This window comes from Alistipes sp. AF14-19, assembly GCF_003461645.1.
In the GTDB taxonomy this organism is placed as follows: Bacteria; Bacteroidota; Bacteroidia; order Bacteroidales; family Rikenellaceae; genus Alistipes; species Alistipes shahii.
In genome coordinates, this window is record NZ_QTXM01000002.1 from 171,493 (window position 1) to 191,565 (window position 20,073).

14 protein-coding genes are annotated in these 20,073 nt (G+C 61.2%); 13 read left to right on the forward strand and 1 reads right to left on the reverse strand.

Going from position 1 to position 20,073, the window contains the following annotated elements:
* Position 1: 1 nt before the first annotated feature.
* From DWW03_RS02955 to DWW03_RS03000, 9 genes are all read left to right on the forward strand, one after another.
* Complete coding sequence (locus DWW03_RS02955; RefSeq protein ID WP_022061522.1) at positions 2–1,030, forward strand: glycosylase; 1,029 nt, start codon at positions 2–4, stop codon at positions 1,028–1,030.
* Between the two features lie 148 nt (positions 1,031–1,178).
* Positions 1,179–4,280: a SusC/RagA family TonB-linked outer membrane protein gene (locus DWW03_RS02960; RefSeq protein ID WP_118406275.1), complete on the forward strand. Its 3,102-nt coding sequence runs from the start codon at positions 1,179–1,181 to the stop codon at positions 4,278–4,280.
* A 12-nt stretch (positions 4,281–4,292) separates the two neighbouring features.
* Positions 4,293–5,810 (forward strand): RagB/SusD family nutrient uptake outer membrane protein, encoded by a 1,518-nt coding sequence (locus tag DWW03_RS02965; protein WP_015546134.1) that lies wholly within the window; start codon positions 4,293–4,295, stop codon positions 5,808–5,810.
* A 22-nt stretch (positions 5,811–5,832) separates the two neighbouring features.
* Positions 5,833–7,440: a hypothetical protein gene (locus DWW03_RS02970; protein ID WP_118406276.1), complete on the forward strand. Its 1,608-nt coding sequence runs from the start codon at positions 5,833–5,835 to the stop codon at positions 7,438–7,440.
* A gap of 55 nt (positions 7,441–7,495) precedes the next feature.
* Positions 7,496–8,977, forward strand: a complete 1,482-nt coding sequence (locus tag DWW03_RS02975) for a hypothetical protein (RefSeq protein WP_118406277.1) — start codon at positions 7,496–7,498, stop codon at positions 8,975–8,977.
* A gap of 2 nt (positions 8,978–8,979) precedes the next feature.
* Positions 8,980–10,455, forward strand: a complete 1,476-nt coding sequence (locus DWW03_RS02980; RefSeq protein WP_022061518.1) for a hypothetical protein — start codon at positions 8,980–8,982, stop codon at positions 10,453–10,455.
* A 16-nt stretch (positions 10,456–10,471) separates the two neighbouring features.
* A complete protein-coding gene (locus DWW03_RS02985; RefSeq protein WP_118406278.1) occupies positions 10,472–11,641 on the forward strand; it encodes a glycoside hydrolase family 26 protein in 1,170 nt (389 codons plus the stop codon).
* A 332-nt stretch (positions 11,642–11,973) separates the two neighbouring features.
* Entirely contained in the window at positions 11,974–13,467 is a 1,494-nt protein-coding gene (gene glpK, locus DWW03_RS02995; RefSeq protein WP_022061516.1) for a glycerol kinase GlpK, read from the forward strand.
* Between the two features lie 13 nt (positions 13,468–13,480).
* Complete coding sequence (locus DWW03_RS03000; protein ID WP_022061515.1) at positions 13,481–14,224, forward strand: MIP/aquaporin family protein; 744 nt, start codon at positions 13,481–13,483, stop codon at positions 14,222–14,224.
* 79 nt (positions 14,225–14,303) lie between these two features.
* Here the strand turns inward: DWW03_RS03000 and DWW03_RS03005 are convergent, their stop codons facing one another.
* Positions 14,304–14,858, reverse strand: a complete 555-nt coding sequence (locus tag DWW03_RS03005) for a flavodoxin (protein ID WP_022061514.1) — start codon at positions 14,856–14,858, stop codon at positions 14,304–14,306.
* 167 nt (positions 14,859–15,025) lie between these two features.
* Between DWW03_RS03005 and DWW03_RS03010 the strand changes: the two genes are divergently transcribed.
* The 4 genes from DWW03_RS03010 to DWW03_RS03025 all read left to right on the forward strand — a co-directional run bounded on the left by DWW03_RS03010 (position 15,026) and on the right by DWW03_RS03025 (position 20,063).
* Positions 15,026–15,931: a helix-turn-helix domain-containing protein gene (locus DWW03_RS03010; RefSeq protein WP_022061513.1), complete on the forward strand. Its 906-nt coding sequence runs from the start codon at positions 15,026–15,028 to the stop codon at positions 15,929–15,931.
* 304 nt (positions 15,932–16,235) lie between these two features.
* Entirely contained in the window at positions 16,236–17,918 is a 1,683-nt protein-coding gene (gene rho / locus DWW03_RS03015; RefSeq protein ID WP_118406280.1) for a transcription termination factor Rho, read from the forward strand.
* Between the two features lie 28 nt (positions 17,919–17,946).
* Entirely contained in the window at positions 17,947–18,717 is a 771-nt protein-coding gene (locus DWW03_RS03020; protein WP_015546140.1) for a S1/P1 nuclease, read from the forward strand.
* Positions 18,718–18,914: 197 nt separating this feature from the next.
* Positions 18,915–20,063: an aldo/keto reductase gene (locus DWW03_RS03025; RefSeq protein WP_022061573.1), complete on the forward strand. Its 1,149-nt coding sequence runs from the start codon at positions 18,915–18,917 to the stop codon at positions 20,061–20,063.
* The last annotated feature ends 10 nt before the right edge of the window (positions 20,064–20,073 follow it).

Consider the following 20,073-nt stretch of genomic DNA (forward strand, 5'->3'; position numbering starts at 1 on the left):
TATGAAACTGAAGAAATACGAAAAAAATCCGATCATCGCTCCCAATCCGGCCAATGCCTGGGAGAATCTCGTAACCTGCAACCCGGGGGTCATCTACGACGACGGCCGGTTTTACATGCTCTACCGCGCCGCCGGCGACGACAAGGAACATGTCATCCGTTTGGGGCTGGCCGTCAGCGAGAACGGCTTCGACTTCCGCCGTGTCGGCGATTCGCCGGTATTCGGTCCCAGCGCGGACGGTCCCGACGGAGGGTGCGTCGAAGATCCGCGCATCGTGAAGTTCGACAACGAGTTTTACATTACCTACGCCTACCGCGCCCATGCCCCCGGGCAGTACTGGACTTTCGCGCACGACGTGGTGCGTCTGCCCCAATGCGGAGCTTATGCGCCGGCCGCCATGGCGCAGAACCTGGGAAATACGGGGCTTGCCGTGACGACCGACTTCCGGAATTTCCGACGGCTGGGGCGGCTTACGTCGCCCGTGCTCGACGATCGGGACGTAATCCTTTTCCCGGAGAAAATCGGCGGGAAGTTCGCCATGATGCACCGTCCCAAACAGTTCGTGGGCGAACGTTACGGGGTGAAATACCCTTCGATCTGGCTGAAGTTCTCCGACGACCTGCTGGCATGGGAGGACAAGCCCAGCCATCTGCTTATCGCCGGCCGCGAAGGAACCTGGGAGGAGAAGATCGGCGGAAGCACGCCGCCGATCCTGACCGAGGCAGGGTGGCTGACGCTCTACCACGGAGTTGCCGACGGCGGCACGGCCGAATACCGCGTCGGGGCGCTGCTGCTCGACCGGGAGAATCCACTGCGGGTGCTGGCCCGGACGCCGGAACCGATCCTCGAACCCGAATTTTTCTATGAAACCGAAGGTTTTTACAGCCATTGCGTCTTCCCAACCGGCAATGTGGTCGTCGACGGCGTGCTGTACGTCTATTACGGCGGAGCGGACAAATATGTAGGCGTTGCAACCTGCCGGCTGGAGGAATTATTAAATTATTTGACGGAGAAATGCCGTTGCGAATAGCCCATTTGCGCTTTGTTTTCATAAAAGTATAATCAATCAGCGATTTTCTAAAACAGTTCTTCCGTAGCAGCATGTTACTTTGCAGTGTCCGGTGCAGTTCCCGGAACCGCCCCGGACCGTATCAATAAACTACTCTAATCTAAAACTTATGAAAATGAAATTTTACCTGATCGTTCTCTCCCTGCTGGCGGTCTGCCTGTGGGGGACGGGAGACGTCCGCGCCCAGTCCGCATCACGGAGCATGACCGTGACGGGCAAGGTCGTGGATCAGAACGGCGCCGCCGTAACGGGCGCGTCGGTTGTCGTCGTCGGCACGACGAAAGGAACCACAACCGGGGCCGACGGAGCCTTTTCATTGACCGGAGTGGCTTCGGACGCCCGCCTTGCCGTCAATTTCATCGGCTATAAAACGCAGACGGTGGAGGTCGGCGGCCGCACCTCTTTCAACATCGTGCTGGTCGAGGAGGCCACGGCCGTGGACGAAGTGGTGGTCGTGGGTTACGGACAGGTCAAGAAGAGCGACCTGACGGGTTCCGTGGCCTCGGTCAAGGCCGAGAAACTCACCGACATCCCGGCCAACTCGATCGACGGGCTGTTGCAGGGCCGCGTGGCCGGCGTGCAGGTGGTCAACTCCTCGCAGGACCCCGGCGCCTCGTCGACGGTCCGCATCCGCGGCAACTCGTCGCTCAACGGTTCGAACGCTCCGCTGGTGGTCATCGACGGATTCCCCTGGGGCGATGCCGGCGACCTGAAACAAATCAACCCGCAGGACATCGTTTCGATGGAGGTGCTCAAGGATGCCTCGGCATCGGCCATCTACGGTTCGCGCGGCGCCAACGGCGTGATCCTCATCACCACGCGCAAGGCGCAGGAGAACGTGACGCGCATCACGCTGCGCCAGCAGACGACCGTTTCGGGATTCAGCTCCGAGCTGAACCTCTGGCGCGATCCCGTGCTGATGGCGATGCTCTCGAACGAAAGCAGCATCAACGCCGGACTGACGCCGACCTACATCGGAGCGACCAATGCCAACGGCGTCTATTATCCCTCGATTGCGGAGTTGCAGACGACCTGGACAACCAACACGCGCTGGGACGACCTGGTCTTCCGCCCGACGCCCGTGTCGAACAACACCACCGTACAGGTGCAGAGCAGCAACGACCGCACGATGTTCCAGGCCAGCGCCAACTACTACCTCGACAACGGCATGTACATCGAGGACACCTACCGCAAATACGGCGGTAATTTCTCGGTCGAGCACAAGCTGCTGGACAACCTGCGCATGAAGGCCAGCGCCAACATCACCAGCAACAAGCGTCACAACAACGGCGGACTGGCCTACTGGCGCAACCCGATCTTCCCGGTCTACGACGACAACGGCGATTACTGGCTGTACGGTGCCCAGGACTATTCGCATCCGCTGGCCCTGACCAATTTGCAGAAGAACGATTCGAAGGGGTTAGACATCATCTCGTTCGCTTCGGTGAACTGGGACGTGCTTCCCTGCCTGAACGTCATGGCGCAGTTCAACTACAAGCACGGCGAGCAGATCACCGACAAATATTTCCCGAAGAAGTATTCCGAGACGGGCGTGTTCAACGACGGTTACGGGTCGATCGACAACTGGAAGGACGACAACATCGTTTTCGAGGCTTACGCCACGTTCGATCGGACCTTTGCTGAAAAGCACCGGCTGACGGTGATGGGCGGTTACTCTTACGAGAACTACCAGTCGCGCAGTTCGTCGCTGGCCGCCAAGGGCTTCATCAACGAATCGCTGGGCAACGAGAACCTCGCCGCGGGCGATTCGGAGACCTATTCGATCGGCAACGGCTCCTACAAGACCGAGCTGGTGTCGGCCCTCACGCGTATCAACTACACGTTCGACAACCGGTTCCTCTTCACCTTCACGGCCCGCGCCGACGGTTCTTCGAAATTCGGCTCCAACAACAAGTGGGCCTTCTTCCCCTCGGGGGCGTTCAGCTGGAAGATGCACGAGGAGCGGTTCATCCGGAACCTGAACGTTTTCGACGTGCTGAAGATCCGCGCCTCCTACGGTATTTCGGGCAACCAGGGCATTTCGGCCTACCAGACGCTGAGCCGCTACGGACAGCACAAGTATTTCAACGGAGGCAAGTGGGTGACGGCCATCGGACCCGGCTATCAGTCGGGTTACACGGGGCAGGACGGCATCTATGCGCTTTGGAGCGGCATCCCGAACAAGGGGCTGAAGTGGGAGACCACCGCGCAGGTCGACCTCGGACTGGACATGTCGTTCTTCGGCAACCGTCTGAACGTGACTTTCGACTGGTACGACAAGCGCACCTCGGACCTGCTGCGCGAGCGCAACATCGCGCCTTCGTCGGGTTACGACAAGATGTGGGTCAACGACGGCGAGATCCGCAACCGCGGCATCGAACTGACGATCGACGGCGTGGCGTTCCAGAACCGCGACTGGCGCGTGGGCGGCACCTTCGTCTTCTCGCGCAACCGCAACAAGGTGCTCAGCCTCGGAAACGCCGTGCAGACCGGTCTGAAAACCGACCTGCGCACCGGCATGCAGTATGAATATTACGGCAACCAGAGCGAACAGTTCCGCGCCTATACGAATATCCTCGCCGTAGGGCAGCCGATGTACGTCTTTTACGGATACAGGACCGACGGCATCGTGCAGTCGCTGGCCGAGGGCCTGAGCGCCGGCCTTTCGGGCGACGACGCCCAGCCGGGTGAGTTCAAGTATGTGGACATTTACGACGGCGACGGATTGGAGACCGTCGACGAGAACGACATGTGCATCATCGGCGACCCGAATCCCGACTGGATGGCCTCGCTGGGCATCGACGTTTCGTGGCGTCGTTTCGACTTCAGCATCTTCTTCAACGGCGTCTTCGGCAACGACGTGCTGAACACCAAGCGTTTCGACCAGCCGAGCAATATGCCGATGCGCTGGACGGCCGACAACCCGACCAATTCCTACCCGCGGCTGAACGCCAACCGCCAGACCAAGCTCTCCGACTGGTGGGTCGAGGACGGTTCGTTCGTGCGCATCCAGACCATGACGCTGGGATATTCGATCCCCTTCTCGAAGAAGGATGCGGCACGCAAGATACGCCTCTACGTCAGTGCCGACAATCTCTACACCTTCACCGGCTTCGAGGGCTACGATCCCGAAGTGGGGATGACGGGTATCTATTCGGGCGGCTATCCGCGCCTGCGCAAATGGACGTTCGGAGCCGACTTCACCTTCTAAACATTGCCAACCATGAAAATCAAACACCTTATACTTGCGTTCGGGGGAGCCTCTCTCCTGGCGGCCTGCAATCTGGACGAGTATCCCTACGGCTTCTACTCCGAGGACAACTTCTACAAGACGGAGGCGGACGCCGAGTCGGCCGTGAACTATATCTACGACGCGATCAATTACATCGAATATTCGCGTTCGATCGTCTTCCTGGGCGACATGAACACCGACGACATGGAGCCGAAAGGCGACGCCGCGGCGGCCAACAAGGAGCTGGACGGATGGAAGATCAACAATTTCAAGACCAACACCACGCTCGGCAATTTCTACAAGTACTCCTACATCACGATCAACCGTGCCAACGCCGTGATCAAGAAGGTGCCGGGAATGAACATCGACGAGGGCCGCAGGAACCGCTTCCTCGGCGAGGCCTATTTCATGCGCGCCTATTCGTATTTCAACCTCGCGCGCAACTTCGGCTGCGTGCCCGTCCACACGACGCCTGTCGAGACGCTCGAAGATACGGCCGTCCCCGCCGCCGAGTCGCTCGACGCCATGTGGAAGCTCGTCATCGAGGACTTCAAGACCGCCGGTACGCTGCTGCCGTTCTTCGCGGCGCCCGAAACGGGCCGTGCGGACCGCGCCGCGGCCTACGGAATGCTGGCCAAGGCTTATCTCTACATCGCATCGGCCAAGGAGCACGGCGTGCCCCAGTACGCCGCCATGTCGCACGACGTGGACGAATACTATGCCGAGGCGGTGAAATACGCCGGACTGGTGGTCGACAATCCCGAGCAGACGGTCTTCCGTTTCGACGACAACCTGCTTGATATTTACGACGTCGAGCGGCCGGCCGGACCCGAGCATATCTTCATCATGTCGATGGACCGCACGGGAGAATCGGAGGGGCAGTATTCGAAGATCTCGAAGATGTACCTGCCCTATGTTTCGGGAGCCACGATCTATCTCAAGCAGGGCGATTCCGACCAGATGGTCCCGACCCACGACGGCTGGGGCGAGTACCGGACCGCGCTGTCGTTCTACGATGCGTTCGCCTCGGGCGACCGCCGTCACGACTGGCTGATCGTCGACAAGGTGTACGACGCCGCGGGCAATGTGGTGGCTTCGACGGCCGACGGCAAACTGAACTATCCGTTCTGCCGCAAATTCATCGACCCGAATTTCTCGGGAGACAAAACCTCCACGCGTCCCTACCTGCTCCGCTATTCGGACGTCGCATTGACCTATGCCGAAGCCGCCGGACCTACGGTCAAGGCGTATGAACTGGTGAACTTCATCCGCAACCGCGCCGGGCTGGGCGATCTGGAGCCGGGGCTGGACAAGGAGACGTTCCGGGAGCGCGTGATGGACGAGCGCCGTTTCGAACTGGCTTTCGAGGGAAACCGCTGCTATGACCTGCGCCGCTGGAACCGCCTGCACACGGACATCGCCGAAGCCAAGGGACAGGGGCTGAGCGCCGAGCAGATGGTGTTCTATCCGATCCCGTCCGTCGAGTCCGACCTGAACCCGAATCTTTAACCTTTTAAGAAAACGCAGAATTATGAACAAGCTGAAATATTTGCTGAGCGCTTTCGTCCTGCTGTGCTTCGCATCCTGCAAGGACGATCCGTGGGAAGATGTCGCCGACGGCGGCTGGAACCACGAGCGGTCGATCATCGACGTCAAGTTCGAGGGTCAGGCCGGAACGCCGACCATCACGGAGACCGATTCCGAAACGGGCGTCATCGAGCTGCAACTGGCGTCGGACATGGTCGCGGACATGTCGAAGGTCCGGGTCGAAACGCTGACGCTCTCCTATAAGGCCACGGCCAATGTCGCCTCGGGCGGGACGATCGACTTCACGAAGGGCGATCCGCAGATCGTCGTGACCTCTCCCAACGGCGAATCGCGCACCTATACGCTCGAAATGACCGAGTTCACGGAGACGCTGACCGGGACGTATACGATCAGCAACCTCTGGGTCTACGGAGGCACGGGCGCCGCTTACGACTGTACGAAGCTCTACAAACCCACCGACAAGTCGTGGTGCTGGAACGGCGAAGGCCGGGGACCCGCCGCCGAGATGGACAACTATCTGGTGTTCACGCTCGGAGAGATTCTCGCCGACGGCAATACGACCGGAACCTGCATGAACTGGGCCGGCGAGGACGCCAAAAACTGGGACTGCGTCTTTGCCGGAGCGTCGAACCCCGACACCGGAAAGCCGGTGGACCTGACGCAGTTCTACCGTCAGATTCCCAAGGGCGAAAGCACCTGGCTGCGCAACTATTCCGACGGGACGATCACCTTCACCGATGCCGACGGGAACAAGACCTCCTGCACGCTCGTGCCGAAGGGCACCTACCAGATGCCCAATGTGCCGCCGATTCCGCTGACGCTCGAATCCGAGGCCTTCAAATTCAACCTGAAAGGCACGGAGGACTGGAACAACACCTACAACGATTACGGGGTCTTCGCCCGCAATCCGGTGACGTATTACATCGAGATCGTGAAGCAGCCGGCCGGTTTCGAGGTTCCCGAGGCGTCGAAGACGATCGAGGAGCCGGTAGATCCCGAACCGGAACCGGAGCCAGATCCGGAGGAGACCTCGCTCGCCGGAACCTACTCCGTAGGCCGTCTGACGGTCTACGGCGGTTCGGCCGATCCCGCGTTCGTCAACCCGGTGGACAAGAGCTGGGTGTGGGACGATTCGATCGGGAAGGAGTCCGACAACATCCTGGCAATGACCGCCACGGGCACCGACGACGCCGGCCGCGAGACGGGCGAGTGCGAATACCTGCCCGGTGAGGACGGCGGATACTGGAATTACATCCTCAAAGCCGACTACAACAAGGAGGGAACGGGCGCTCTCGACCTGACCAAATATTACGGCCTGCTGCCCCACGGCAAAAGCGCCTACGTGTATGACGCCGAAGCCGGAACCGTGGTGTTCACCTCGGGAATCGTCTCCATCACGGCGAAGCTCCTGCGGGAGGGGGATTACAGCTACGGCTCCTCGACGCTCAGCGTTCCCGGAATCGCCTTCGACTTCGCTCTGCCCGGGCAGACGACGCAGGGGGCCTATCCCTGGACCGATTACGACCGGTTCGCCGTCGGACCGCGCAACTACGTGATGCTCTTCAACAAGCAGGCGGAAGCCGGCGAATGATCCGATAATGTCCGCATGCAGGTCCGGCCTGCATGCGGACTTATAACCGATGCCTATGAAAAACTTCGGAAACCTTCTGCTCGCATGCATGGCGGCGCTGCTGGGGGCCTGTGCGGGAGAATCCGCCGGGAAATGCGACGCCGTGGTGCGTATCGACGCCGACAGCGTCGTCAATCGCGGCTATATCGGCAACGGGGTCCAGTGGGACCCTTATGCCCTCGATTACGGACAGGGGCGCGTCGAGATCAGCGATGCCGACTGGGCGAAACTCTATGCCCGGCTCGATTTCATGCGGCCGGCCTTTATCCGCGTGATGACCAACACGACCTCGGTCGTGCGCAACGGACGGCTCGATCGCATGCGCGGATTCGAACACCTCTCGCACATACTCGGCTACTGCCAGTCGCGCGGCGTGACGGTGATGTTCGGCGACTGGGGCGGATCGCTCATGGACGCCCGGGCCGGGACGGTCAACCGCACGCTGCTGGACCACGCCGCGGCCTATGTCGCCTGGCTGGTCGGCGAAAAGGGCTATGACTGCATCCGTTACTACAACCTCGTCAACGAACCCAACGGCTTCTGGTCGGCGGCCGACGGCGATTTCGACCTGTGGGCGAAGGCCGTGAGTTATTTCCGCGGGCGGCTCGACGCCGAGGGGCTTGCCGGGAAAGTGGAGCTGGTCGGTCCCGACGCCGCGATCTGGGGACCCGAAGAGGCGTGGTGGGTGAGCCGCAGCCGCGATGAGCTGGGCGACAGGATCGGCCTGTACGACATCCACACCTATCCGTCGAAATGCACGGTCAACTCGGGGGAGTACGCCCGTATCCTGGAGGCTTACCGCAGGGAGGTTCCCGCCGGGAAGAAGATCGTGATGGGGGAGATCGGCTTCAAGTTCGTCGAGCCGGCCGATTCGCTTTTGCAGGCCGAGAACCTGCGCCGGGCCGCAGCGCATCCGAACGCCTCGACGGACGATTCGCAGATGTTCGTATACGACCCTATGTACGGCACGGACATGGCCGATGCGTTGTTCCAGACGATTCATGCGGGCTATTCGGGCTGCATCGCGTGGATGCTCGACGATGCGATGCACTTCAAGGAGGCGCCCGACAAACTCAAGATATGGGGTTTCTGGAACATCTTCGGCGACGAGATTTTCGGAGCCGGCGAGGAACGGGTGCGCCCGTGGTATTATGCCTGGTCGCTGCTGTGCCGCACGCTGCGGCCGGGAAGCGACTTCTTCGCAGCCGACGTGCGGGGTGCCGCCGGGGTCAAGGCCGTCGCCGCCGTGAAAGACGGACGGCGCACCGTCGCCGTCGTGAACGTGTCGCGCGAACCGCGCCGCGTGCGGATCGAGTGTCCGGGCTGGGAGCGGTTCAGGCAGGCAATCCGCTATCGCTACGGCGAGGGGCTGATGCGCACGGAGGGCGACCACACGCTGTTGCCCGACGCCACCGGCCTGCGGATTGATTTCCGCTCCGGCGCGGAGTACGATATGCCCGGAGAGTCGATGATTTTACTGACCGAACAAAACGATTGATTATGAAAAGATTTCTGACACCCGCGCTTGCCACGGCCGTACTGTTCTCCGCCTGCGATGCGGGGCAGGCCCTCCGGGTCGAAGTGACCGACCGGGTCATCAGTTCGGATTACGTCGGCAACGGCGTCGAGTGGGACCCTTACGACGAAGCCGAAGCGTGGGGCGCGGAGGTGAGCGACGCCGATTGGGCGAAGCTCTCCGAACGCCTCGATTTCATGCGCCCGGGTTATGTGCGCTGCATGATCAACAGCCCCTACCGCTATTACGATGCCGCGACGGGACGTTACGACCGCATGCGCAACCTCGCGTCGCTCCGCCGCCTGCTGCAATATTGTCAGGACAACGGCATCACGGTGGCCTACGGTGAATACAATCCGCCGACGTGGGCGATGAAGGATTCGCAGCAATGGGTGGAGATGTCGGTCGATTACCTGAATTTTCTGGTCTGCGACCTCGGGTTCGACTGCATCCGCCATTTCATCATCTTCAACGAACCCGACGGCAACTGGGCCTCGACCGACGGCGATTACGACCTGTGGCGCTCGATGGCGCAGCGTTTCGACGCCGAAATGGCCCGGTATCCGGACCTGAAACGAAAGGTGTCGCTTGCGGCGCCCGACGTGGTGATGAGTTACAAGAACCCGGCGTCGGAGTACGACACGGCGGGATGGGTGGCCCGGAGCGCGCAGGACCTCGGCGCGCAGATCGGCATCTACGACGTGCATGCCTATCCCGGCCAGCACGAGGTGCGCAGCGGGGCTTATGCCGAAAAGCTGCGCCGCATCCGCGCCGAAGTCCCGGCCGGGAAAAAGCTGATTCTCGGCGAGGCCGGGTACAAGTACTCGGCGCCGGAGGATTCGCTGCTGAAAGCCGAGTACGACCGTCGGGTCGCCGGGCATCCCTTCACCAAAGGCTCGGACTGCAACATGCTCTGCTACGACTATTTCTACGGGCTGGATATGCCGCTGCTGGCGATGGAGGTGATGAACAACGGCCTTTCGGGGGTGGCGGCGTGGATGCTCGACGACGCCATGCATTCGAACGGCGATTCGGGCCGCACGGAGGACGTGAAGATCTGGGGAATGTGGAACATCCTCGGCGAGGAGGTCTTCGGCGACGCTTCGCAGGAGGAACTGCGGCCCTGGTACTACACCTGGTCGCTGATGTGCCGTCATTTTCCCGCCGGGTGCGACGTCCTCGCCTGCGAGGTCCCGCAGCGCGAGGGGCTGCGCGTGGCGGCAGCCCGCAAGGATGCGGCATACAGCGTCGCTGCGGTCAACTTCTCGCAGGAGCCGTGCACCCTTGAGATTGTCCTGCCCGGAGACTTTGCCGGAGGCGTTCTTTACCGTTATACGGAGAGCGACCGGGCGTGCGACGCAAACGGATTTCCCGCGCCGTGCGAACGCGGCATTGCGGGGAAGCGTTTCCGCACGACGGTTCCCGCCGAAAGTTTCGTTCTGTTGACCAATGTCGAATAATCAAATACCTGAAACCATGAAAAGAATTCCGTTTGTGTTATTGGCGCTGCTGCTTTCCGGCGTGGCGTGCAGCGATGACAGCGAAGGGCCGAAAAAGGAGCGGGAGAGCGATCCCGTGACCCTCACGCTGTCGGACCCGAATGCCACCGAAGAGACCAAAGCGCTCTATTCGAACCTCTGGGCCATCCAGAGCAAGGGGTTCATGTTCGGTCACCACGATGACCTGATGTACGGCCGCACGTGGTACGGCACCGAAGGCGGTTCCGACACGAAGGCCGTCTGCGGCGACTATCCCGCCGTATACAGTTTCGATTTTGCGGAGCATATCGACGATCGCCACGCTTCGGACCCGGATGCCCAGGCGCTGCGGCTGCGCTGCTGCCGGGAGGCTTACGACCGCGGCATGGTGCTCACATCGTGCATTCACATCAACAATCCGCTTACCGGCGGCGATTCGTGGGACAACTCCAGCAATCGGGTGGCCGCAGAGATTCTGACGGAGGGCAGCGCCACGAATAGGACTTTCAAGGAGTGGCTCGACCGCCTGGCCGACATCGCACACAACCTGCGGGGCAGCGACGGCAAGCTGATTCCCGTGATTTTCCGCCCGTTCCACGAACATACGCAGACCTGGTCCTGGTGGGGCGCGTCGTGCACGACGACCGAAGAGTTCGTCAACCTGTGGAAATTCACGGTGAAGTATCTGCGCGACACGAAGGGCGTGCATAATTTCATCTACGCCATCTCCCCGCAGATGGACAGCGCGAAGACCGTCGATGACTTCTACTTCCGCTGGCCGGGCGACGAATGGGTCGATTTCGTAGGCATGGACTGCTATCAGGGTATCAACAATGCGGTTTTCGTGACGAATCTGAAAGCCATTTCGAAGGTTTCGCTGGCCAAACTCAAGCCGTGCGGCGTAACCGAGACGGGCGTCGAAGGCTTCACGGCGACCGACTACTGGACCACGAACATCCATGCTCCGCTGACGGGACGCCGTGTGAGCATGGTGGTGACGTGGCGCAACAAGTACGACCCGATGGAGAGCGGGACGCACTATTTCTCGGTGTTCCCCGGGCACCCTTCGGAGCGTGATTTCGTGAAGATGTACAATCAGGAGAACTCTTTCTTTTGCAGCGACCTGCCCGATATGTACACCCCGGCGGAAAATGTGACGGTGCTGTAATTGGCGAAATATCAATATGCCTGCAAGGGGTTGCCTTTCCGGAGGCAACCCCTTGTTCGGTACGGCAGAGGGGAGTGGCAGGCTTCTCCAACCGGGACCCGGCGAACGTCTTTCCCGAAGGAGCGGAGCAGGCCGGGGAACGGACCGATGGATCGGGGCAGCGGGTCGGCGGACCCGTCAGGCGGAATATTCCCGAAAACAGCCTCCCGAAAAGTTTCGATAAAAAACCCGCCGGTTTCGTTTCGAATCCCGGAATTTTTTCATAGATTTGTAATCGGACGGCCCGGGGACCGCCCGGCCGGATTCCGGCGCAACGATTAAACCGAAAAAATATGGAGCAGTACATTTTGTCATTGGATCAGGGAACGAGCAGTTCCCGCGCGATCGTTTTCGACCGCAAGGGGCAGATTTGCTCGATGGCCCAGCGGGAGTTCACCCAGTATTTCCCCAAACCGGGATGGGTGGAGCACAATCCGCACGAAATCTGGTCGTCGCAGGCGTCGGTGATCGCCGAAGCCATCGCGGCCATCGACATCAACGGGCTGAACATAGCCGGAATAGGCATCACCAACCAGCGCGAGACGACGATCGTGTGGGACCGCGAAACGGAGGAACCGGTCTACAACGCCATCGTGTGGCAGGACCGCCGGACCTCGGAGTACTGCGACTCGCTGAAGGCCGAAGGAAAAACCGAGTGGATCCGCGAAAAGACGGGCCTGATCATCGACGCCTATTTCAGCGCCACGAAGATCAAATGGATTCTGGACAACGTGCCGGGCGCGCGGGAGCGGGCCGAGAAGGGTAAGCTGATGTTCGGAACGGTCGACACATGGCTGATCTGGCGGCTGACGCGCGGCGAAGTGCACGTGACCGACCCGAGCAACGCCTCACGCACGATGCTGTTCAACATCCGCACGCTGCAATGGGACGAGGAGTTGCTGAAGCTGTTCGACATTCCGGCGTCGATGATGCCCGAGGTGCGCTCGTCGAGCGAGGTTTACGGAGCGACGAAAACCACGATCTTCGCCCACAAAGTCCCCATCGCGGGTATCGCCGGCGACCAGCAGGCGGCCCTGTTCGGACAGATGTGCGTCGAGCCGGGATCGGTGAAAAACACCTACGGCACGGGCTGCTTCCTGCTGATGAACAGCGGCGAAAAGCCCATCGCCTCGAAAAACAACCTGCTGACGACCATCGCCTGGAAGATCGGCGACAAGGTCAACTACGCCCTCGAAGGGAGCATCTTCGTCGGCGGATCGGTGGTGCAGTGGCTGCGCGACGGGCTGGGGATCATCCGCTCCTCGTCGGAGGTGGAGGCGCTGGCGGCGTCGGTTCCCGACACCGGAGGCGTCTACTTCGTGCCCGCGCTGACGGGACTGGCGGCCCCGCACTGGGACCAGTACGCCCGGGGCGCGATCAGCGGCATCAGCCGCGGAACGACGGCTGCGCACATAGCCCGCGCGGCGCTGGAGGGCATCGCCTACCAGACGCTGGACATCGTGGGCGCGATGCAGCGCGACGCCGGAGTCTCGCTGGTGGAACTGAAGGTCGACGGCGGGGCGGCGCGCAACGACCTGCTGATGCAGTTCCAGGCCGACCTGCTCGCGACGAAGGTCATCCGTCCCCGCGTGACGGAGACCACGGCGCTGGGCGCCGCCTACCTGGCGGGGCTGGCCGTGGGGTATTGGGAAAGCGTCGGGGAGATCAGGAAGCAGTGGCAGGCGGAGCATATTTTCGAACCCGCGGCCGACCGCACGCAGATCGCAAATGCCGTCGCCGGCTGGGAAGACGCCGTGCGGCGGGTTTTGCGCGAGAAAAACGACTAAAACGAAAGCGGATATGGAAATTAGCTTGTTCACCAAATGCCTGTTCGAGTTCATCGGAACGCTGGTGCTCGTACTGCTGGGCGACGGGGTGGTCGCATCGACCGTCCTCAAACGATCGAAAGGTTTCGACGGCGGCTGGATCGTGATTACGATCGCCTGGGGACTGGCCGTGATGTGCGGCGTGCTGATCGCAGGGCCTTATTCGGGCGCGCACCTCAATCCTGCGGTCTCGGTGGGACTGGCCGTGGCGGGGTCGTTCCCGTGGGCGTACGTCCCGGGATACGTCGCCGCGCAGCTGCTGGGCGGATTCTGCGGCGCCGTCGTGGTCTACCTTTATTATAAGGACCATTTCGACGCGACGGACGACCCCGCGGCGAAGCTGGGCGTCTTCTGCACGATGCCCGCCATCATGGACAAACCGCGCAACCTCTTCTGCGAGGTGGTCGGCACGTTCCTGCTGGTGTTCGTGATCCTGGCCATCGGCAACGAGCAGAACACCCCCGAAATCGGGATGGGAAGTCTGGGAAGCCTTCCGGTGACGATGCTCATCATGGCCATCGGCATGTCGCTGGGCGGCACGACGGGCTACGCGATCAACCCCGCGCGCGACCTGCCGCCGCGGCTGGCGCACGCCCTCCTGCCGATCCGGGGCAAAGGAGGCAGCGGATGGGATTACAGCTGGGTTCCCGTGGCGGGACCGCTGCTGGGCGCCCTGGCGGCCGGACTGATCTACGGCTGCGTCTATTTCTGCGGATAAAGACGCCCGGAAACCCGAATCGTTCGGGTTATCCGGGCGCGAAACGGAAGGAAGGCGCGCTGAAGCAACCGGCCGCTTTCTAAAATCCGTTTTTCAAGCGGATGCGGACCCACCTGCCGACCTCATCCTTCGAGTTGCGCACCGCACTGCCGCGAACGGCGAGTCCGTCGGGGACGGTCGACCGCGGGCAGAGTCTGCGGATGTCGGCCTCGCTGTGTCTCATGCCGCTGCCCTCGTGGGTCATAAACGGCACGACGGTCTTGCCCGCCAAGTCGCAGGAGGTGAGGAACGTCGCCACGGGAGGCGCTATGGTCGCCCACCAGCAGGGCGAGCCGACGAAAATCACGTCGTACTGCGAAAGGTCGCCGACGGGGTTTTTCAGCGCGGGGCGCACCCCGGCTTCGATCTCCTTTTTGCCCTGGTCGACCACGGCCCGGTATTCCGTGGGGTAGGGCGTCGCGGGAACGATCTCGAACAGATCTCCGCCCGTGGCCTCGCTGATCTGCCGCGCCACCTCACGGGTGTTGCCGCTGTGGGAGAAATAGGCCACCAGCACTTTTCCGGAGGGCTGCTGCGCCCCGGCTCCCGAAACGGCGAATGCCGCAATCGTCGCCAAAATAAGTCTCTTTTTCATCGTTCGATCCATTTACACGGTTTCACACCGCAAAAGTAGGGCGAATGCCGGGCGCCGGGCATACCCCGATTACGGTTCGTCGTACCATAATTACCGATTCGGGGCGGAAGGCGGAGCAGGTATCGAAAATTCCGCTAATTTTGCGACAAACAAAACTATTTCAGCATATGGGCACGGTGGTCAAATACGACAACATCTTCCAGTACAACGAATCGCGCGGCGTGGAGACGCTGCATCCGCTGGTGAGCGTCATCGACTTTTCGAAGGCGGAACCCATTCCTCCCGGCCATTACCGCCACTGCTTCGGATTTTACGCCGTTTTCCTCAAGGACGTGAAGTGCGGCGATTTGCGCTACGGACGTAACTACTACGACTATCAGGAGGGAACGCTCGTATTCATGGCTCCGGGACAGGTGGTCGAGGTGGAGGTGAAGGATAAGCCGCAGGTTCCGCCCAAAGGCCGGGCGCTGCTGTTCCATCCCGACCTGCTGCGCGGCACCTCGCTCGGGCGCAACATCGCGGGCTACACGTTCTTCTCCTACGAGGTGAACGAGGCCCTGCACCTTTCGGAGCAGGAGCGCCAGGTCATGATGGACTGCCTGCAAAACATCCAATCGGAGCTGAAACATGCGATCGACAAACACAGCCGCACGCTGATCGTCTCGAACATCGAGCTGCTGTTGAATTACAGCACACGGTTTTACGAACGGCAGTTCATCACGCGCAACAACGTCAACCGCGACGTGCTGGCCGGATTCGAGCGTCTGCTGGGCGACTATTTCGCAGGAGACCGCCCCGAGCGGGACGGCGTGCCGTCGGTGCGCTGGTGCGCCGAGCAGCTGCACCTGTCGGCGAACTATTTCGGCGACCTGGTGAAGAAGGAGACCGGGAAATCGGCCCAGGAGTACATCCAGCTCAAGGTGATCGACATCGCCAAGGAACGCATCTTCGACCCCGGACGCTCGATCAGCGAAATCGCCTACTCGCTGGGATTCCGCTACCCGCAGCACTTCACGCGTCTGTTCAAGAAGGTGGTGGGGTGTTCGCCCAACGAATACCGGACCGCAAACTGACACAAAAAACCCTTCCGCGGCGCGGAAGGGTTTTTCACACACAAACATTAACAATACAAACAATGCAATGGCCGAAAATCCCCGTTTCATTGTTTTCGGGACAAAGGTCGCGCAAAATTCCGGGACCCGCAATCGCCATTAGTAGGTATTTCGGCCCCGGACAATGCTCTTCACCCTGCCGTTCAGGGAAGTAAAGGCGCTTTTTTATTTTGTAATTCGAAATAATGCACTATCTTTGCATGCGAATTCCAACGAACAGGACGACCGTCCTGTTTCTGAAAATCACATTCAACGGAAATAAACTATGCAAGATCTGAAAGCGCTGGAAGGGAAAAGCCTTGCCGAGTTGCGTGAGATAGCCAAAGCATTGGGTATCAAGAACGTTATGATTAAAAAGCGCGAACTGATAGAGAAAATAGCCGGGACGGACACCCCGGAGGAGGCTCCTGCGGAAAATGAGGCCGGAGCGAAAGGGGAGGTTTCGGAAACCGCCGCAAAGCCGGCGCAGGAAGCAGCCCCGCAGACCGCCGCGCCGAAGGCCAAGGCCCCGCGCGGACGCCGTCCGCGACTGGCGAAGAACGAAAACGCAGCCCCGCAGCCGGAGGCCGCGGCAGAGCCGGAACTCCCGATGGAGACGAAGCCGGCGACGGCTGCCGAACCGGAAGCCGCAGCGGCTCCTCCGCAGGCCGAAACGCCCGCGGCAGAGCCGGCGAAGGCCGAACCCAAACGCCGGGGCCGCAAGCCCAAAGCGCAGGCGGCGCCGGAGGTGCAGGCGGTGCAGGAAACGGCGGTCCCTGCCGCCGCGCAGGAGACCCACACGGAACAGGCTCCCCGATACATCGAAGAGGAGGTCATCACCAAGGACGACTTCGCAGGGGAGATCGAAGGCGAAGGCGTGCTGGAGATCATGCCCGACGGCTACGGATTCCTCCGCTCGGCCGACTACAACTACCTCAATTCCCCCGACGACATCTACGTTTCGCCCTCGCAGATCAAACTCTTCGGACTGAAGCCCGGCGACACGGTGAACGGCGCGATCCGCCCCCCGAAGGAGGGTGAGAAATACTTCCCGCTGGTGCGCGTGAACGAAATCAACGGTCTGGCCCCGGAGTACATCCGCGACCGCGTGCAGTTCGAATTTATGACGCCGCTGTTCCCCAGCGAGAAATTCTGCCTCACGGGCAACGGCCACAACAACATGTCCACGCGCATCGTGGACCTCTTTTCCCCCATCGGCAAGGGCCAGCGCGCACTGATCGTGGCCCAGCCCAAGACGGGTAAGACGGTGCTCATGCAGTCGATCATCAACGCCATCGCCGACAACCATCCCGAGGTGTACATCATCGTACTGCTGATCGACGAACGCCCCGAGGAGGTGACCGAAATGGCCCGCAACTCGAAGGCCGAGGTCGTGGCCTCGACTTTCGACGAGCAGGCTTCGCGCCACGTGAAAGTGGCCGAAATGGTGCTCGACAAGGCCAAACGCATGGTCGAGAGCGGCCACGACGTGGTGATCTTCCTCGACTCGATCACCCGTCTGGCCCGCGCCTACAACTCCGTGCAACCCGCCTCGGGCAAGGTGCTTTCGGGAGGTGTCGACGCCAACGCCCTGCACAAGCCCAAGCGTTTCTTCGGCGCAGCCCGCAACACGGAGGAGAAAGGTTCGCTGACGATCATCGCCACGGCGCTGATCGACACCGGTTCGAAGATGGACGAAGTGATCTTCGAGGAGTTCAAGGGTACGGGCAACATGGAGTTGCAGCTGGACCGCAAGCTGGCCAACAAGCGCGTATACCCGGCCGTGGACGTGATCGCCTCGGGAACCCGCCGCGAAGACCTGCTGCTGCCGCGCGACGTGATGAACCGCACGTGGGTGCTGCGCAAGTACCTCTCGGACATGACGCCCGTCGAAGCCATGGAGTTCCTCCAGAAACAGATGGGACTCACCGACACCAACGAGGAGTTCCTCGCCACGATGAACCACTAACCGCACGGAGCGCAAACACCGGGTACAGATGAAAAGGCTGATTCTGACGAGTTTATGTCTTCTTTTCGCCCGCGGGGCGTTCGCATGGGGACAGAAGGGGCACGACGTGACGGCGTATATCGCCGAATGCCGTCTGACGCCCGAAGCGGCAGAGAAGGTCCGCAAGGCGCTCGACGGCTACTCGCCCGTGTATATCGCCAACTGGCTCGACTTCGCCAGCTACTGGCCCGAATACGCCTATTCGAAAACCTGGCACTACCTCAATATCGACGAAGGCGAGACGCTGGAGAGCATGTCCCGGAATCCCGGGGGCGACGTGCTGACGGCGGTGACCCGACTCACGGAGAAACTCAAGTCGGGACGCCTCACACCCGAGGAGGAGACGCTCTCGCTCAAGATGCTGATTCACCTGGTCGGGGACATGCACTGCCCGATGCACCTCGGACGGTTGAGCGACCTGGGCGGCAACAAGCGGCCCGTGCGTTTCTTCGGACGCGACACGAACCTGCATTCGGTCTGGGATACGAACATTCCCGAGGCGGTCCACAAATGGAGTTACAGCGAGTGGCAGCAGCAGATCGACCGGCTGACGGACGAAGAGGCTGCGCAGATCGCCGCCGGAGAGCCGGCCGACTGGGTGAAGGAGACGCACGAAATCTGCAAGGAGATTTACGGCTTCACCCCCGAAGGGACCGATATTTCGTACGACTACCTCTTCAAGTACACGCCCGTCGTCGAACGGCAGTTCCTGCGCGGCGGACACCGCCTGGCCCGCCTGCTGAACGAGATATACCGATAAACGCATCCGCGCAAGACAAAGCCGCCCGCCGTCGAGAGACCGGCGGGCGGTTCGTTTCCGGAGCGCCGAATCAGTAATTCAGGTAGAAACATCCGTAATCCGGTTACTTCGGGAATCCTGTTTTCGGACTATCTTTGCATCGTGAACGGAAGGTTCCGGAATCCGGAACCCGGCGAAACGGAAAATCGAGGACGATCATGGAATACAGAATTTTGGGCAGAACGGGCCTGCGCGTGAGCGCCGTCGCACTCGGCTGCGAGGGCTTCATCCACAAAACGCCGGAAGAGGTGTGCGCCGATTTCGACTTCGCCATCGGGCACGGCGTCAACTTCATCGACATCTACTCGCCGAATCCCGAACTGCGGACGAACATCGGCGCGGCGCTCGAAGGCCGCCGCGGGGACTTCATCATTCAGGGACACCTCTGCACGACCTGGGAGAACGGGCAGTACCTGCGCACCCGCGACCCGGAGAAAACCCTCGCGTCGTTCGACCTTCAGCTGCAACAGCTGCGGACGGACTGTCTCGACATCGGCATGATCCACTACGTCGACGCCGAGGCGGATTTTCACCGCGTCTTCGGCGGGGAGATCATCCGAATCGCGCAAAGGCTCCGGGAGGAGGGGCGAATCCGCCATATCGGCATCAGCAGCCACAATCCCGCGGTGGCCCGGATGGCCGTCGAAACGGGACTGGTGGACGTGCTGATGTTCTCGGTAAACCCCTGCTACGACCTGCAACCGGCCGGCGACGACGTCGAGGCCCTGTGGGCCGAGGAGAGTTACGCCGGCGCGCTGCGCAACATCGACCCCGACCGCGAACGGCTCTACGAACTGTGCGAAAGGACGGGCGTGGGCATCGACGCCATGAAGGTCTACGGCGGCGGCGACCTGCTGAATGCGGAGAATTCCCCGTTCGGGAAGGCCATGACGCCGGTGCAGTGTATCGAATACGCCCTGACGCGGCCGGGCGTGGCTTCCGTGATGGTCGGATGCAGAACGCAGGACGAAATCCGGGCCGCACTCGACTGGTGCGGCGCATCGCCCGCCGAAAGGGACTATGCCTCCGCAATGGCCGGCATGGAGCGGTTTACCTGGGAAGGGCATTGCATGTACTGCGGCCATTGCGCCCCCTGTTCGGCGGGAATAGACATCGCGACGGTCCATAAATTCCACAACCTCGCCGTGGCGCAGGGCGAAATCCCGGAAACCGTGCGCGAACATTACGCCGCGCTCACGCACCACGCATCGGAGTGCATCGGGTGCGGCGCATGCGAAACGCGCTGCCCGTTCGGCGTGGAGATCGTAGCGTCGATGCGCCGCGCGGCGGAACGATTCGGCTATTGACCGCAAATTC

What these genes read in the sequence shown, in the direction of transcription:
- DWW03_RS02955 (WP_022061522.1), top strand. Translation starts at nt 2, where the DNA reads ATGAAACTGAAGAAATACGAAAAAAATCCGATCATCGCTCCCAATCCG.
- DWW03_RS02960 (WP_118406275.1), top strand. Translation starts at nt 1,179, where the DNA reads ATGAAAATGAAATTTTACCTGATCGTTCTCTCCCTGCTGGCGGTCTGC.
- DWW03_RS02965 (WP_015546134.1), top strand. Translation starts at nt 4,293, where the DNA reads ATGAAAATCAAACACCTTATACTTGCGTTCGGGGGAGCCTCTCTCCTG.
- DWW03_RS02970 (WP_118406276.1), top strand. Translation starts at nt 5,833, where the DNA reads ATGAACAAGCTGAAATATTTGCTGAGCGCTTTCGTCCTGCTGTGCTTC.
- DWW03_RS02975 (WP_118406277.1), top strand. Translation starts at nt 7,496, where the DNA reads ATGAAAAACTTCGGAAACCTTCTGCTCGCATGCATGGCGGCGCTGCTG.
- DWW03_RS02980 (WP_022061518.1), top strand. Translation starts at nt 8,980, where the DNA reads ATGAAAAGATTTCTGACACCCGCGCTTGCCACGGCCGTACTGTTCTCC.
- DWW03_RS02985 (WP_118406278.1), top strand. Translation starts at nt 10,472, where the DNA reads ATGAAAAGAATTCCGTTTGTGTTATTGGCGCTGCTGCTTTCCGGCGTG.
- glpK (WP_022061516.1), top strand. Translation starts at nt 11,974, where the DNA reads ATGGAGCAGTACATTTTGTCATTGGATCAGGGAACGAGCAGTTCCCGC.
- DWW03_RS03000 (WP_022061515.1), top strand. Translation starts at nt 13,481, where the DNA reads ATGGAAATTAGCTTGTTCACCAAATGCCTGTTCGAGTTCATCGGAACG.
- DWW03_RS03005 (WP_022061514.1), bottom strand. Translation starts at nt 14,858, where the DNA reads ATGAAAAAGAGACTTATTTTGGCGACGATTGCGGCATTCGCCGTTTCG.
- DWW03_RS03010 (WP_022061513.1), top strand. Translation starts at nt 15,026, where the DNA reads ATGGGCACGGTGGTCAAATACGACAACATCTTCCAGTACAACGAATCG.
- rho (WP_118406280.1), top strand. Translation starts at nt 16,236, where the DNA reads ATGCAAGATCTGAAAGCGCTGGAAGGGAAAAGCCTTGCCGAGTTGCGT.
- DWW03_RS03020 (WP_015546140.1), top strand. Translation starts at nt 17,947, where the DNA reads ATGAAAAGGCTGATTCTGACGAGTTTATGTCTTCTTTTCGCCCGCGGG.
- DWW03_RS03025 (WP_022061573.1), top strand. Translation starts at nt 18,915, where the DNA reads ATGGAATACAGAATTTTGGGCAGAACGGGCCTGCGCGTGAGCGCCGTC.